General features: G+C 71.5%; 12 protein-coding genes. 11 read left to right on the top strand and 1 reads right to left on the bottom strand.

Features of this window, described 5'->3' with window-relative positions:
* The first annotated feature begins 141 nt into the window (after positions 1-141).
* Positions 142-738: a dihydrofolate reductase family protein gene (locus G6045_RS32785; protein ID WP_165335814.1), complete on the top strand. Its 597-nt coding sequence runs from the start codon at positions 142-144 to the stop codon at positions 736-738.
* A 62-nt stretch (positions 739-800) separates the two neighbouring features.
* Here the strand turns inward: G6045_RS32785 and G6045_RS32780 are convergent, their stop codons facing one another.
* Positions 801-1,247, bottom strand: coding sequence for an Lrp/AsnC family transcriptional regulator (locus G6045_RS32780; RefSeq protein WP_165335813.1), 447 nt, complete (start codon positions 1,245-1,247; stop codon positions 801-803).
* 230 nt (positions 1,248-1,477) lie between these two features.
* Here G6045_RS32780 and G6045_RS32775 point away from each other — a divergent pair, with 230 nt between their 5' ends.
* The 10 genes from G6045_RS32775 to G6045_RS32730 all read left to right on the top strand — a co-directional run.
* The gene (locus tag G6045_RS32775) at positions 1,478-4,933 is read left to right on the top strand and encodes an indolepyruvate ferredoxin oxidoreductase family protein (protein WP_165335812.1); all 3,456 of its coding nucleotides are present in this window, start codon (positions 1,478-1,480) and stop codon (positions 4,931-4,933) included.
* A gap of 103 nt (positions 4,934-5,036) precedes the next feature.
* Positions 5,037-6,938 carry a helix-turn-helix domain-containing protein gene (locus G6045_RS32770; protein WP_165335811.1) on the top strand — a complete coding sequence of 634 codons (1,902 nt, stop codon included), beginning with the start codon at positions 5,037-5,039 and terminating at the stop codon, positions 6,936-6,938.
* A gap of 128 nt (positions 6,939-7,066) precedes the next feature.
* The gene (locus tag G6045_RS32765) at positions 7,067-8,524 is read left to right on the top strand and encodes an FAD-binding oxidoreductase (RefSeq protein WP_165335810.1); all 1,458 of its coding nucleotides are present in this window, start codon (positions 7,067-7,069) and stop codon (positions 8,522-8,524) included.
* A complete protein-coding gene (locus G6045_RS32760; RefSeq protein WP_165335809.1) occupies positions 8,521-9,513 on the top strand; it encodes an ABC transporter substrate-binding protein in 993 nt (330 codons plus the stop codon). The genes G6045_RS32765 and G6045_RS32760 overlap by 4 nt, the downstream gene beginning before the upstream one ends.
* Positions 9,510-10,352 (top strand): ABC transporter permease, encoded by an 843-nt coding sequence (locus G6045_RS32755; protein WP_165335808.1) that lies wholly within the window; start codon positions 9,510-9,512, stop codon positions 10,350-10,352. The genes G6045_RS32760 and G6045_RS32755 overlap by 4 nt, the downstream gene beginning before the upstream one ends.
* Positions 10,349-11,152: an ABC transporter permease gene (locus G6045_RS32750; RefSeq protein ID WP_165335807.1), complete on the top strand. Its 804-nt coding sequence runs from the start codon at positions 10,349-10,351 to the stop codon at positions 11,150-11,152. Before G6045_RS32755 ends, G6045_RS32750 begins: the two co-directional genes overlap by 4 nt.
* 2 nt (positions 11,153-11,154) lie before the next feature.
* A complete protein-coding gene (locus G6045_RS32745; RefSeq protein ID WP_206344499.1) occupies positions 11,155-11,949 on the top strand; it encodes an ABC transporter ATP-binding protein in 795 nt (264 codons plus the stop codon).
* On the top strand, positions 11,946-12,842 hold the full coding sequence (locus G6045_RS32740; RefSeq protein WP_165335805.1) for an alpha/beta fold hydrolase: 897 nt from the start codon (positions 11,946-11,948) through the stop codon (positions 12,840-12,842). The genes G6045_RS32745 and G6045_RS32740 overlap by 4 nt, the downstream gene beginning before the upstream one ends.
* A 26-nt stretch (positions 12,843-12,868) precedes the next feature.
* Positions 12,869-13,909, top strand: a complete 1,041-nt coding sequence (locus G6045_RS32735) for an extracellular catalytic domain type 1 short-chain-length polyhydroxyalkanoate depolymerase (protein ID WP_165335804.1) — start codon at positions 12,869-12,871, stop codon at positions 13,907-13,909.
* A 209-nt stretch (positions 13,910-14,118) separates the two neighbouring features.
* Positions 14,119-14,679 (top strand): ATP-binding protein (locus G6045_RS32730; RefSeq protein ID WP_235968464.1); only part of this gene is annotated, 561 nt, incomplete at its 3' end.

Raw genomic sequence — 14,679 nt, 5'->3', positions numbered from 1 at the left:
GCTCCATCCCCCGCCCCCGCCCGATGCCCAAGCCGGGCACCCGCCGCTGAAGTCCGGCCACCGAAAGGACACATGACAGCCCCCATCACGCACCGCACCGAACACCACACACCCGAAGATCACCGTCCCGAGGAGGGGCCCGTGCGCAAGCTCGTCTACTTCATCGCTTCCACCCTCGACGGACAGATCGCCGGCCCCGACGGGGCCGATCCCACCAGTGGTCCGGACGCGTTCTGGCCGATCGCCGAGGACTACCTGGGGCACCTGATCGCCGAGTTCCCCGAGACGCTGCCGGCCCCCGCGCGGCAAGCCCTCGGTGTCACCGCCCCGGGCACGCACTTCGACACCGTCCTCGAGGGGCGCCGCACCTACCAGGTCGGCCTGGACGCCGGTCTCACCGACGCCTACCCGCACCTGCGCCACCTCGTGTTCTCCCGCACCCTGCCCGAGAGCCCCGATCCTCGCGTCGAACTGGTTCGGGAGGACCCGGTCGGCAGGGTGCGGCAGCTCAAGCAGGAAGACGGCAAGGACATCTGGCTCATCGGCGGCGGTGAACTGGCCGGCGTGCTGTACGCGGAGATCGACCAGCTCATCCTCAAGCTGGGCCCGCTCACCATCGGCGCCGGCATCCCGCTCTTCGGCACGAAGGCGTCGTTCGATCCGGCTGTGTTCACCCTCACCGACAGCAAGATCCTGGAGAGTGGCGGTGCCTTCCTCACCTACACGAAGAAGCGATAGCCGCCCGCGCCGGTTCCGTGCGGGCGGCGGCCCCTCGGTGGTCCCGTGCGGGCGGTGGTGCCTCAGTCGTCCCGTGTCCATGAGCCAAGCACCATCAGCGTCCTGGTCCCGATGACCTTGCCGGATCCGCGCAGGCGGTCGATCACCTCCTGCAGATGGTTGATGTCCCGTACGCGCATATGGACCAGGGCGTCGAGGTCGCCGGCGATGGTGAACACCGCCTGCACTTCGGGCGCGCGCGAAGCGCTGGCCAGGATGTCCTTGACGCTGGTGGTCCCGGCGAAGCGAAGTTCCGTGAACGCCTCGATGCCCCAGCCGAGCTTGGCGTGATCGACCTGCACGGTGAAGCCGGTGATCACCCCGGACTCGCGCATCCGGTCGATACGGCGCTTGACCGCGGCCACGGAGAGGCCGACCTCGGGAGCCATCTCCGAGAACGTGCGACGGCCGTCCGCCTGGAGCAGACGCAGCAGTTGATGGTCTGTCTCGTCCAACTCGTCACCCGGCATGGCGTGCTCCTCTGTGGTGATCCTTCATGGCGATACGCGGTCCGCGAACCGTCTTCTGCGGACCGCCGGTATCCGGCGTCCGACGCAATGAAATCAAGCAGCAGGGGCAACTTCCATGACTTCTTTGCGTCTTGCGCGTGATCGGGAGAGCAGGTCTTGCGTGCTGTGAAGTCGGGTTGTGTGCTGGGGGTGTTCCCGCTCCCCGAACCCCCGCCGCCGTGGAGGACCCTGTGAGTGTTCGCAGCCGAGCCCTGTCTCTGGACGACAAGTACACGGCCACCGAGGGCCGCGCCTTGATGTCCGGGGTGCAGGCCCTGGTCCGCCTCACGCTGGAACAGCGCCGTATCGACCGCGAACGAGGCCTGGACACCCGGGTGTTCGTCTCCGGCTACCAAGGCTCCCCGCTGGGCGGCGTGGACTTGGAGATGGGCCGCGCCTCCCGGTTCCTCGACGAAGCCGGCGTGGTCTTCCGGGCGGGACTGAACGAGGAGCTCGCCGCCACCGCGGTCGGCGGCACCCAGCATCTGGGCCGGCTGCCGGGCGGACGGCACGAGGGCGTGACCGGGTTCTGGTACGGCAAGAACCCCGGCCTCGACCGGGCCGCCGACGCCATCCGGCATGCCACGACGGCAGGCACCGCTCCGCTGGGCGGTGCGGTCGCCTGGATCGGGGACGACCCGGACTGCAAGTCCTCGACGCTGCCCAGCAGTTGCGAGGTGCTGTGTCAGAGCCTCGGGCTGCCGCTGTTCGCACCGGGTTCGGTGCGTGAACTCATCGAGTACGGTCTGCACGCGGTCGCCCTGTCCAGGGCGGCGGGACTGTGGACGGGCCTGAAGATCGTGGCCGATGTCGCCGACTCGTCGGCCACCGTCGACCTCGCCGACCTCCACCGGAACGTCCCCATCCCCGAGCGCCGGGCCCAGGCCCCGGCGAAGGTGCTGGTCGGTCCGGCCGCGCTGGACGCCGAAGAGGATCTGCTGACCCGCCGCATGGGCATAGCCCGTGCCTACGCGCGCGAGCACGGCATCAACCGGATCGTCTCCTCGGCCCGGCAGGCGCGCCTCGCAGTGGTCGCACCGGGGGCGTCCTTCGCTGCCGTACGAAGGGCGCTGAGCGATCTCGGCATCGACGAGGCGGAAGCGGGGCGGCTCGGTATCCGTCTGATCGCGCTGGGTATGCCCTTTCCCTTGGACGCCGGGCACCTGGTCGAACTGACCCAGGGGCTCGAGCAGTTGCTGGTCGTGGAGGACAAGAGCGACTTCCTCGAAGGGCAGATCAAGCAGGCCCTGTACGGGCGGTCCGACGCCCCGGTCATCGTCGGGCGACGGGACGCGGCAGGGCGCACGCTGCTGCCGGTGCGCGGCGCCGTGAAGGCCGACGACGTCGCCCGCGCGCTGGCCGGACTCATCGGCGCCGAGCGTCTGCCGCGGCCGTCGGCCGCCCTCGAACCGAAGAAGCAGCCGGCCGGACCGCGCCTGCTGCCGCTCGTCGCCGACCGCACACCGTTCTTCTGTTCCGGCTGCCCGCACAACCGATCCACCCGCACCACCCAGGACACGCTCGTCGGGGTGGGCATCGGATGCCACGCCATGGTCGCCCTCGACGACAGCGGCATGCGCGGCCATCTGGTGGGCCTGACGCAGATGGGCGGCGAAGGGGCACAGTGGTTCGGCCTCGCGCCTTTCACCGACGACCCGCATTTCGTGCAGAACCTGGGCGACGGCACCTTCCACCACTCCGGCTCGCTCGCCGTGCGCGCCGCCGTCGCGGCCGGTGTGACCATGACGTACAAGCTCCTCTACAACGAGGCCGTCGCCATGACCGGCGGGCAGAGCGTCGAGGGCGGACTGGACGTTCCCGCGCTCACCCGGCTCCTTGCCCTCGAAGGTGTGCGCCGCATCGTGATCACCACGGACGAGCCGCGCCGCTACCGCGGTATCCGGCTGGATCGTCGGGCGAGCGTGCGCCACCGCGACGAACTTGCCGAAGTCGAAGCCGAGTTGGCGGCGGTCGACGGGGTGACGGTGCTGATCCACGACGACCGCTGCGCGGCCGAGGAGCGCAGGATGCGCAAGCGCGGCCTGCTGCCCACACCCGTCGCGAAGGTGGTCGTCAACGAGCGCGTCTGCGAAGGCTGCGGGGACTGCGCCGAGCAGTCGACCTGCCTGTCGGTGCAGCCCGTCGAGACCGAGTTCGGCAGCAAGACCCGTATCCACCAGCCGTCCTGCAACTCCGACCTCAGCTGCCTCAAGGGTGACTGCCCCTCCTTCCTCCTGGTCGAGCCGGGCTCCTCCACCGCCCCGTCGGCCCCGGCCCGACTGCCCGAACCTCCCGGCGGCCTGCCCGAACCGCAGGACCGCTTCGGCGGCCGGGAAGTCGTCCTGCGCATGCCCGGGATCGGCGGTACGGGCGTCGTCACCGTCTCCCAGATCCTGCAGATGGCCGCACACCTGGACGGCCTGCACGCGGCAGGACTCGACCAGACCGGTCTGGCGCAGAAGGGCGGGCCCGTCGTCAGCGACGTACGGATCGGCAAGGACCCCGTCACCGGTTCCGTACGCGCATCGGGTGGTGGCGTCGACGTCCTCATCGGCTTCGACCTGCTCGGCGCGGCATCCGGCTCCACGCTGGCGACGTGCGCGCCCGAGCGGACGATCGCGGTCGTCAACACGGCCGTCGTCCCGACCGCCGCCATGATCACGCGGCAGGTTGCCGTGCCCGGCAGCCCGCAGGATGCCCTGGCCAAGATCGCCTCCGCCACTCGGGACGCGACACCGCTGGCCCTGGACGCCCAGGGTCTGGCAGAGCAGCTCTTCGGCGACCACATGCCGGCCAACATGCTGCTGCTCGGCGCCGCCTACCAGCACGGCTGCCTGCCCGTCAGCGCGCAGGCGATGGAACAAGCCATCGAACTCAACGGCGCGTCCGTGGCGAAGAACCTGGCCGCGTTCCGCTGGGGCCGCGCCGTAGCCCTCGACCCCGAGGCGGTACGTCGAGCCGTCGCCCCGCCGCAGCAGCCGGCAACCCCCCTCAGCAGCACCCTGGAGGAAGCGGTCGCCCTGCGCGCCGACGACCTCACGGAGTACCAGAACACGGCCTACGCCGAGCGCTACCGACAGGCGGTGAAGGCCGTCACCGCCCTGGCCACGGACCGCGCGGGGGAGCGGCACGGACGCCGCGTCGCCCACGCCTTCGCCACCTCGCTGCACCAGTTGATGGCATACAAGGACGAGTACGAGGTGGCGCGGCTGCATCTGGACCCGGCCGAACAGGCTCGCATCCGCGCGGAGTTCGGCGCGGACGCGCGCGTCTCGGTCCTGCTCCACCCGCCGGTGCTGCGCGCGCTGGGTATCAACCGCAAACTGCGGCTGCGACGCACCAGCGAACCGGCGTTCCGGCTGCTGCGGGCCGGCCGCAAGCTGCGGGGCACCCCGCTGGACCCCTTCGCCCGCACCGAGGTCCGCCGCACGGAGCGGGCCCTGGTCACGCAGTACCAGCAGCTGATGCGCCAGGCCCTGGACCGGCTCACCCCGGACAACGCCGACGACGTCGTACGGCTGGCCGAACTGCCGCAGACGATCCGGGGATACGAGCACATCAAGATGGCGCGGGTGGAGGAGTACCGCACACAGGCCCGGGTCGCTCTTGACGGACTTGCGCAGGGATCGGACGGCCTGGGGCAGTGACCGGACGGGGGTGCGCGGAGAAGTGGACGATCACGGTCCGTGGCAGTGACCCCACAGAGGTGACCGTGGCGCCGTTCCCGTGCCTGATGATGGACTGGGCGGTGTGACAGGCACTGACAAGACGCGGTCCTGGCTGGGCCTGCTGGCCGCCGACGCCTCCCGAGCCGAACTGCACGACCACCGTGCCGCGCTCTTGGAGAACGCCGACGTCGAGGCGCGCCGGGAGACAGAAACTGACGGAGCGCATGCCGATGTCATCAAGAACCATCTGGAGGACCGCCGGCAGACCGCGCGCGAACTGGCGGCCCTGAACGACCTGGCCCGGCGCCTGGCCACCCTGCGCGACACCCGCGAAGTGCTGCACGAAGTCTGTGTGCAGGCACGGCAGCTGCTGGGTGTCGACGTCGCGTACATCATGCTGCGCCACGGGGAGCAGGACCTGCGGATCGAGACCGCCGACGGATCCATGGGCTCGGTGCTGCGCGGCATCGTCCTGGGAGCCGAGGAGGGCCTGGGCGGCCTGGTGCTCCGGCACGGCCGGCCGCTGTGGAGCGAGGACTATCTCGGCGACCCCCGGCTGCGGCGCGGCCGGCCCCTGGAGACAGCCGCGACCAGCGAGCAGCTCGGCGGGATTCTCGGGGTCCCGTTGCAGGTGCGTGACGAGGGACTCGGTGTGCTGCTGGCGGCGGAGCGGCGGCCGCGGCGCTTCTCCGAGCGTGAGGTCGAGCTCCTGGCCGGCCTCGCCGCGCACGCCGCTGTGGCGCTGCGCAATGCCGAGTTGTTCGAGCAGCACGTGGCGGCGCTGGCGGAATTGCGCGAGAGCAACCGCAGCCTGCAGCGGACCATCGCCGCCCGGCAGCAGGCCAACGATCTGCGCGAGGACCTGTGGCAGTTGATGATCCGAGGCGGCGACGTGCCCGGGATCGCGGAGGTCCTGAGCCGCGCGGTCGGACTGCCGGTGCTGATCCTCGACGCCGCCGGACGACCGCTGACTCCTGAGGTGCCGGAGGCGGCGGAGTTGGAGGCGCTGCTGGGTCCGCAGTCCCCCGGGGAGTGGTTCGAGCGTCGGCGCAGCCGCACCTGGAGTGAGGGTGAGCGGCACTTCGCCGGGACCATGGTGGCGCTGCCGGACGGTTGCGCGGGCTGCGTCCTGGTGGCGGGTGCGGAGCCGGTGGAGGCCGATGCGGTACGGCTGCTCGAGATCGCCGCCGCCACCGTGGGCATGGCGGTGGCCGGCCAACGTGCTGTCGCGGAGGCGGAGTTGCGGGCACGCGGCGAGTTCGTCAGCGCGCTGTTGGCCCCCGACGGCGGAGAGGTGAGTGTGCGGCGGCGGGCCCGCGCCGCCGGGATCGACCTCGATGCGCTGCGCACCGTGGTCGTCCTTGCACCGGCCGACGGGGAGGAGCGCGCCACCACGCGGCTGGCCGCCCGGCTCGCAGCCGAACTCGGTGGCTGGTCCGCCGAACACGGCAGCGGCGCCGTGGCCCTGCTGCCGCGCGTCGACCCCCAGACGGTCCGTGACCGGGTGCTCGTCCTCGGCGACGGCGCGCTCCCGGCCGCCGTCGGTGTCGCGGCCTGCGACGGGGGAGGCCCGGCCGGTATGCGCGAGGCGCACGAGTCCGCACGCCAGACCGCCGCCCTGCTCCAAGCCCTCGCCCGGGAGCGCGATGTGGCCCTCGTCGAGGAACTGGGCATCTACCGCTCGGTGTTCAGCCGGGCAGGCCGCCACGACATCCGCGCCTTCGTGCAGGCCACCATCGGCCGCCTGGTGGAACACGACCGGGCCAAGCAAAGCGACCTGACGCGCACCTGTGAGGTCTTCCTCGGCGAGGCCCAGCATCACGCCCGTACCTGCGAGGCGCTGAACATCCACGCGAACACGCTCTACCACCGGCTCGACCGCGTCACGGAGCTGCTCGGCGAAGGCTGGCGGGGCCCCGAGCGCGCCTGGGAGATCCAACTGGCCTTGCGGATGCGCCATTTGATGGCTGCTCGCAACCTGTAGGTCGAGGGTCGCTCGCAACCTGCAGGTCGACGGCCGCCCCCAACCTGTAGAAATTCTCCGTACGAAAGCGGGAACCTCGGAGAATATCTCCGACGCCCGCGGCGCATCGGCGGTGCTGCACTGACCGCATGAAATCCGAGCCGTCGGCGCCGCCCGCAGCGCCCTTTGCCCCTCTCGTCGAGGACCTGCTGGCCGCCCTGCCCGAGGGGCGTGTCCTGCTCGATCCCGATGTGATCGCCGGTCTCAGCCACGACGAGGCCGAGTGGGCGCCGGTCGGCCGCGCGGCGGCCGTCGTACGGGCGCTCACCACCGAGGATGTACGCAGCACGGTCGAGGTGTGCTTGCGCCACCGGGCCCCGGTCATCGCGCGCGGCGCCGGCACCGGCCTGTCCGGCGGCGCGAACGCCGTGGACGGCTGCGTCGTGGTGAGTCTGGACCGGATGACGGACATCGTCGAGATCGACCCGCTGGAGCGGCTGGCCGTCGTGGGGCCCGGCGTCGTCAACGACGACCTGCGCGCGGCCGTCGCCGAGCACGGACTGTGGTACCCGCCCGACCCCGCGAGCTCCCCCTGGTCGACCATCGGCGGCAACGTGGCCACCAACGCCGGCGGCCTGTGCTGCGTGAAGTACGGCGTCACCCGTGACTACGTACTCGAGCTCGAAATGGTCACCGGCACCGCCGAGGTGGTCCGGCTCGGTCGCCGTACGGCCAAGGGCGTCGCGGGATACGACCTCGCCGGTCTCGTCGTCGGCTCGGAGGGCACCCTCGGGATCGTCACCGAGGTGACCGTACGGCTGCGGCCCCTGCCCGGGCCCGCCGTCACCGTCGCCGGGTTCTTCTCCGACGTGGTCACAGCGGGCGAAGCGGTACGGGCCGTAGGCGCCGCGGGCATCACCCCCGCGGCGCTCGAACTCGTCGACCGGCACTGCCTGCGGGCCGTCGACGAGTGGAAGAACATGGGCCTGTCACTGGAAGCGGACGTCGTCCTGCTCGCCCGGCTCGACGACCCGGGCGAGACCGCCGAGCGCATGGCCGACCAGGTGGTGGCCTGCTTCCAGGACGCCGGGGCCACTTGGGCCGAGCGGTCCACCGACCCGGAGGAGGCCGAGGCACTGTTCGCCGCCCGACGGCTGGCCTATCCGGCCGTCGGACGCCTCGGACCGGTGCTCACCGAGGACGTGTGCGTACCGCGCGAACACATCCCCGCCATGCTCGGCCGCATCGACGAGATCGGCCGCCGCCACGACGTCACCATCGCCAACATCGCGCACGCCGGCGACGGCAACCTGCACCCGCTGCTCCTCACCGAGCACGGTGACGACGCGGCCCGCGGACGCGCCCAACTCGCCTTCGAGGAGATCCTCGACGCCGCCCTGGCCCTCGGCGGCACGGTCACCGGCGAGCACGGCGTGGGCCTGCTCAAAGCAGGCGGGCTCACCCGCGAACTCGACCCCGCCGTGCTCGCCCTGCACCGCGCCGTCAAGTCCGCACTCGACCCGGCCTGGCTGCTCAACCCCGGCAAGATCTTCGCCCCGCCCCCCGACGTCCCCGCTATCCCGCACCGCTCTGGAGGAGCCGCATGACCGTACGCATCCGCCTGAAGCGCGCCCTCGCGACCACGCTCGCGCTGGCGGGACTGTTCACGCCGCTCGCCGCGTGCGGCGGCCCGTCCGCCACCGCCAAGAACACGGGCGCCGACGGTCTGACGCATCTCAAGTGGGGCTACTCGCTCACGGACTCGGCCCCGATCCTGCTCGGCATCCAGGACGGCGTCTTCGAGAAGCACGGTCTGAAGGTGGACGCCTCCGAGGTCGGCGCTGCCGACCTGGTCGGGGGACTCATCTCCGGCTCCTTCGATCTCAGCGTGCAGACCGGACCCGGCCTCGCGCTCGCCGTGGGCCAGAAGGTGCCCATCACCGCTGTCAGCGGCGTGACCACGTTCGAGGCAGGAGCCGCCAAGACCACCGGCTCGGCCCTCCTGGTCGCCGAGGACAGCGACATCAAGCGGCCGAAGGACCTCGAAGGCAAGAAGGTCGGCGTCAACCTCCTCAAGTCCGCCTCCGAGTTCGGTGTACGGCAGGACGTCACCGATGACGGCGGCGACGCCGACAAGGTGGAAATCGTCGAGATCCCGTTCGCCTCGGCCAGGGACGGCCTCGCCAAGGGACAGATCGACGCCGCGCTGGTCGCCGACCCCGTACTCAGCCAACTGCTCGACTCGGGCGCGGCCAAGGCGCCGATGGGCGACCCGATCGAGAAGGTCTTCGGCGCATCGCCCCGGCTCGTCATCACCGCGAGCAAGGACTGGGCGGCGAAGAACCCCAAGGTGGTCGAGCAGGTCCAGGCCGCGATCAAGGAATCCCTGGAACTGGCCGCCAAGAACCCCGACCGGCTGCTGCCGATCTACGAGAAGCACTACAAGATGACGCCCGCGATCGCCAAGGCCACCAAGCTCAACGCCTTCAAGGCCGACATCGACCCGGACAGTTTCGCCGTCATCAACGACGTGCTGGTCCGCTACGGCGCCCTCGCCAAGCCCGTGAACAGCGCCGACCTGACGGTGGCGCCATGACCCAGATCGCACACGAACGTCCACTGGCCGCGCCCCTCCGCGGGCCGGCCGCGGCGCACACACCACGGAGCGCCGGCCGCCGTCCGTGGGTCGCTCAAGCAGCCGTCCTGCTGGGCGCGTTGGCAGCTTGGGAGCTCCTGGACCGCTCCGGGATCGTCAGCGACGACGCCCTGGCCCCGCCGGCAGCGACCTTCGCGCGGCTCGGCGAGCTGTTGGTCACCGCAGAGGTGTGGACCGCCGTGGGCCAGACGCTGACCGGCTGGGGGATCGGTATCGCGATCGCCATCGCGCTGGCCGTTCCGCTCGGCATCGGGCTCGGACTCAGCAACTTCGCCTACCGCAGCACCCGGCTCGTCGTCGACTTTCTGCGGACCATCCCGGCACTAGGCCTGATCCCGCTGGCCGCCCTGGTGTTCGGCGCGAGCCGCTCCGCCGTTCTGGTCGTCGTGGTGCCCGCCTGCGTATGGCCGTTGCTCCTGCAGACCGCGTACGGCGTCCGCGACGCGGACCCGCTGGCCCTGGAGACCGCCCGCAGCTTCCGGCTGGGGACCTGGGGGACCCTGCGCCGCGTGGTCCTGCCCGGCGCATTGCCCTTCGTGGCGACGGGACTGCGGCTGAGCGCGATCCTCGGCATGCTCCTGGCGATGAGCATCGAGATGCTCATCCTCGTGCCCGGCGTCGGCGCCCTGCTCGGCACCGCACAGCGCAACGGCGACACCGTCGACGTATACGCCTTGACGCTGCTGGCCGCCTTCCTCGGTCTGGCCGTGGCCCTGGCGGTCTCGCGCCTGGAGCGCCGGATGATCCGGTGGCACCCTTCCGTACGGAGCCGGCGATGAGCGCCCGACTGCTCCGGCTCGGCCGCCACCTGCTGGTCGAGGCCTGGCTGCCGGTGCTCGCGGTGACTGTGTGGTGGGTCGGCTCGGCGTCGAGCACCTCGCTGTACTTCCCGCCCCTGTCGCAGATCGCGGAACGCTTCCGCGAGCTGTGGCTCTTCGACCAGGTGCCGGTCCACCTCGTACCCAGCCTGCAGAACCTCGGATGGGGACTCCTTTGCGGCGTGGCCGCCGCGGTGGCCACGGGCATCGTGATCGGACGGATGCCGCGCCTGCACTCGGCGCTGCTGCCGCTGATGGAGTTCATGCGGGCCACCCCGATCCTTGCCCTGCTCCCACTGGTCTTCGGCCTGTTGGGCCTCGGCGTGACCTCCAAGGTCGCGCTGATCGCCCTCGGCGCGTTCTGGCCGACATTCCTCAACACCGTCGACGGCGTCCGCTCGGTCGACCCGCAGATCCGCGAAGTGGCCCGCGCCTACCGCCTGACCCGCACCGACATCGCGTTCCGCGTCGTGCTGCCCTCGGCGATGCCGCAGGTGGTCGTCGGCTTCCGTACCAGCGTCTCGGTGGCGGTCGTGGTCGTCGTCGGCAGCGAGATGTTCGGCGCCGGCAACGGCATCGGCTACTTCGTGCTCCAGGCCCAACGCACCTACGCCATCGCCGACATGTGGGCCGGAATCGTCCTGCTCGGACTGCTCGGGTATCTGCTCAACCTGCTCAGCGCCGGCTTCGAGCGCTGGGTCCTGTCCTGGCACCGCGGCCAACGGGCCGCTGCCGCCGTCTTGGGAGAAGGGGCGCGATGACCATGACGGACAGCGAATTCCTGCAGGCGATCGGCCTGTCGCACTCCTACGTCGTGGACCGGGCCGCCCGGCCCGTGCTGCACGGTGTGGACCTTCAGGTACGCGCCGGGGAAGCGGTGTGCGTGGTCGGCCATTCCGGTACGGGCAAGTCGACCCTGCTGCGCTGTCTGGCCGGACTGCTCCGGCCCACCGGCGGCGAGGTCCGGTTGGACGGGCGCCGCGTCATGGAGCCGCCGCCGGACCTGGCCGTGGTGTTCCAGGACTACAGCCGCTCACTCATGCCGTGGATGTCGATCCTCGACAACGTGATGCTGCCGCTGCGCCGCGGCCTCGGCTCCCAGGAGCGGCGCAGCCGAGCCCAGCAGGCGCTGGCCGACGTCGGCCTGGACGGCACCGGGTCGCTCTACCCGTGGCAGGTCTCGGGCGGTATGCAGCAACGCGTGGCGATCGCACGGGCCCTGGCCTACCGCCCAGGTGTCCTGCTGATGGACGAGCCGTTCGCCTCCGTCGACGCCCAGACCCGGGCCGACCTCGAGGACATGGTGCTGACCATCCGCCGCGACACCGGCATCACCCTGGTCGTCGTCACCCACGACATCGACGAGGCCGTCTATCTCGCGGACCGGGTCGTGGTCCTCGCCGGCACACCGGCGTCGATCACCGCCGATCTGCGCGTGGACCTGCCCCCGGAGCGCGACCAGCTCACCACCAAGGCGGACCCGCGCTTCCTCGCCGTCCGTGCGGAGGTCTTCAACATGATCCGAACCGAACTGGCACGGGCAGGAAGGGCGACATGACACACCCGCAGAGGCAGAGGCAGAGGCAGAGGCAGAGGCAGCGGACCGAGACCGCCGCCGGACCGTTCCACACCCTGACCTGGACGGGCGACAGCACTCCGGTCCTCGCCATCCACGGCGTCTCCAGCACCAGCCGGCTGTGGACCTGGCTCCACGAGGCCGCACCCTGGGCGACGCTGATCGCCCCGGACCTGCCCGGCCGAGGACTCACCCCCGCACGGCGGGACCGGCCGTCCTCGGTAGGAGCGCACGCCGACGGTCTTGCCGCCCTGCTCGACGCGCTCCACCTCACCCGTGTGGACGTCGTGGGCATGTCGCTCGGCGGGTTCATCGCCGTCGAACTCGCCGCCCGCCACCCCCACCGCGTCCGCTCACTCACCTTGATCGACGGCGGCCTTCCGGTGTCCGCCACGCTGCCGCCCGACCTGCTCGCGAACTCCCTGCGGACGAAGTACGACGACCAGAAGGTGTGGGCCGACGCCGCGGCGTACGCCGCGCACTATGCCGCCACGTCGGCGCCGTTGGCGGACGCCACCGACCCCCGGTTCGTCGAGATGCTCGCCCACGACCTGCGCGACGGCGCTGCGGGCGGACCCGTGGTCCGCGACCTCGAGACCGTCGTCGACGACGGGGTCAGCGTCCTCGGCTCCGAACGGCCGGTCACCGCGCTGGCCCAAGTCACCGCCCCGACACGGCTGTTGTACGCCGAGTGGTCGGCGGGCGAGGGCAGCGCGCCCATGTACGCGCCCGAGCACGTCGCCGAGATCGCCGGGCGGACGCCTCATCTGCTGCACACCGAGCTCGTCGAGCGCGTCGACCACGCGGCGATCATCATGACCGACCGCGGCGCCGAACGCTGTGCGTCCGTACTGGCGAAGGCGGTTGAACGGTGAGGCGCGGCAAGCGGCATGCTGCCGCTGTGGGGGCGGGCCTGCTGGGCATCCTCCTCGCCACCGTCCCTGCCGCCCTCGCCAGCCCGCCCACCGGCGCCGGTACCCCGGTGACCTCACGGTGCGCGGGCGACGCCGGTCACGGCACGCTCACCCGGCAGGTCACGACCAACGCGCTGGGGTCGATGACGTTCTACGTGTACGTTCCCGACTCGGTGCGAGCCCGTCCCGGCGTCGTGGTGCACCTTCATGGCGCGAACGACGACGCACGGGACGTCATGTGCCGGTCCCGGCTCAACGAGGTGGCCTGGCGGGAAGGATTCATCGCCGTCTATCCGCAAGAGGACCCGGACAACGGCGCACAGGGCATCTGGGACTGGGGCGGCTCGGCGTACGCGGGACGCGAGGGCCGGGCACCCTCGCTGCTTGCGGGGCTCACCCGGCAGGCGGTCGCCACGCACGGCGCCGACCCGCGCCAGGTCTTCGTATCGGGGATCTCGGCCGGCGGAGCCATGGCGGTCGTGGCCGCTGCCACATCCCCCGATGTGTTCCGGGGCGTCGCGGTCGAAGTCGGCTGCATGTACGCCGGGCTCCAGTGCAACCCGACCACGCCGTACCCCAACAGCACCTCCGACCCGGACGTCTCCGCCCTGGAGGCGTACCGGGCCATGGGCGACCGTGCCCGCCGCGTGCCGATGCTCGTCTCGTACGGCACGGCCGACCCGATCGCCGCACTCACCGACCAGGGGGCCCTCGTACGCCAGTGGCTCGGCACCAACGACTGGGCCGACAACGGCACACCGGACCGGTCGGTCTCCCCGACGCCCGCGACGATCCACCGCGGCAGCACCGACGGCCGCACCTTCACCCGCACCGACTGGCGCGACGCCCGCGGCCGCCTGCTGGTGCAGCGGTACGCGATCGACGGCCTGCTCCACGCCTACTCCGGCGGGGCACCCCTGAGCCCCGTCGACCCCGGCGCAGATCCCACCGGACCGAACATGCGCGCCGTGGCCTGGGAATTCTTCAGCGACCAGGTATCCGAAAAGAGTTCACGCCGCACGCACTGATGTCGTCGGGCGCATCCCGGCAGGCGCCCTGCCGGGATGCGCCCGCCCGGCCGACGCGGTCGCGCCCCTACCGCCGAGACAACTCGATCCGTATCCGCTCCAACCGCCCCACCCGACGAACACATCCACCGCACCAGGCAAGATCCACCCTTGCGCCGTAGCGCCCACCCGTGCATCTTCATGCACACGCTCAACCAGGGGGTGGACGCATGCCGTTGATCGGCCGGGAGCGGGAAGTGGCTGCGCTCAGAGCGGCGTTGGGGCAGGCGCCCTGTGTGGTGTACGTCGCGGGCGAGGCGGGCGTCGGCAAGAGCGCTCTGGTGGCCGCGGCCGCGCCGCAGGCCCGGGTGGTGCGCTGCGGCGCCGGGCCGGGGGAGGACGGCGGCGTGCTCCTGGGGCCGGGCCCCTTGGACGGTGAGGTGCTCGCGGGGCCGGGTCCGGTGGTCATTGAGGATCTGCAGTGGGCGGACGCCGCGACACTGCGCCGGCTGCGAGACTGTCTGGCCGAACCCCCGGCAGGGATGCGGCTGTTGCTTCTGTACCGACCCGAGGAGCTCCCTGTGCCGGGCCTGCCCCTGGGTGTCGCGGGCAGCCAGGCGCACACCGTGTCCCGCACTCAGCTGGACCTCGCGCCGCTCACGCCCGAAGACGTCATCACCTGGTCCCGACTCCCTGGAGACGAGGCGCGAGCCCTGCACGAGGCGAGTGCGGGGCTGCCGCACGTACTGGCCGACCTGCTGCGGTCACCGGCATCGCACGGTGCCCCGCCC

Origin of the sequence: Streptomyces mesophilus, from assembly GCF_011044995.1 — a bacterium.
GTDB lineage: Bacteria > Actinomycetota > Actinomycetes > Streptomycetales > Streptomycetaceae > Streptomyces > Streptomyces mesophilus.
This window is presented reverse-complemented; position numbering and strand designations above follow the sequence as displayed.

Coding starts and splice junctions, on each gene's coding strand:
- G6045_RS32780 (WP_165335813.1), bottom strand. CDS start 1,247: ATGCCGGGTGACGAGTTGGACGAGACAGACCATCAACTGCTGCGTCTG.
- G6045_RS32765 (WP_165335810.1), top strand. CDS start 7,067: ATGAAATCCGAGCCGTCGGCGCCGCCCGCAGCGCCCTTTGCCCCTCTC.
- G6045_RS32760 (WP_165335809.1), top strand. CDS start 8,521: ATGACCGTACGCATCCGCCTGAAGCGCGCCCTCGCGACCACGCTCGCG.
- G6045_RS32755 (WP_165335808.1), top strand. CDS start 9,510: ATGACCCAGATCGCACACGAACGTCCACTGGCCGCGCCCCTCCGCGGG.
- G6045_RS32750 (WP_165335807.1), top strand. CDS start 10,349: ATGAGCGCCCGACTGCTCCGGCTCGGCCGCCACCTGCTGGTCGAGGCC.
- G6045_RS32745 (WP_206344499.1), top strand. CDS start 11,155: ATGACGGACAGCGAATTCCTGCAGGCGATCGGCCTGTCGCACTCCTAC.
- G6045_RS32740 (WP_165335805.1), top strand. CDS start 11,946: ATGACACACCCGCAGAGGCAGAGGCAGAGGCAGAGGCAGAGGCAGCGG.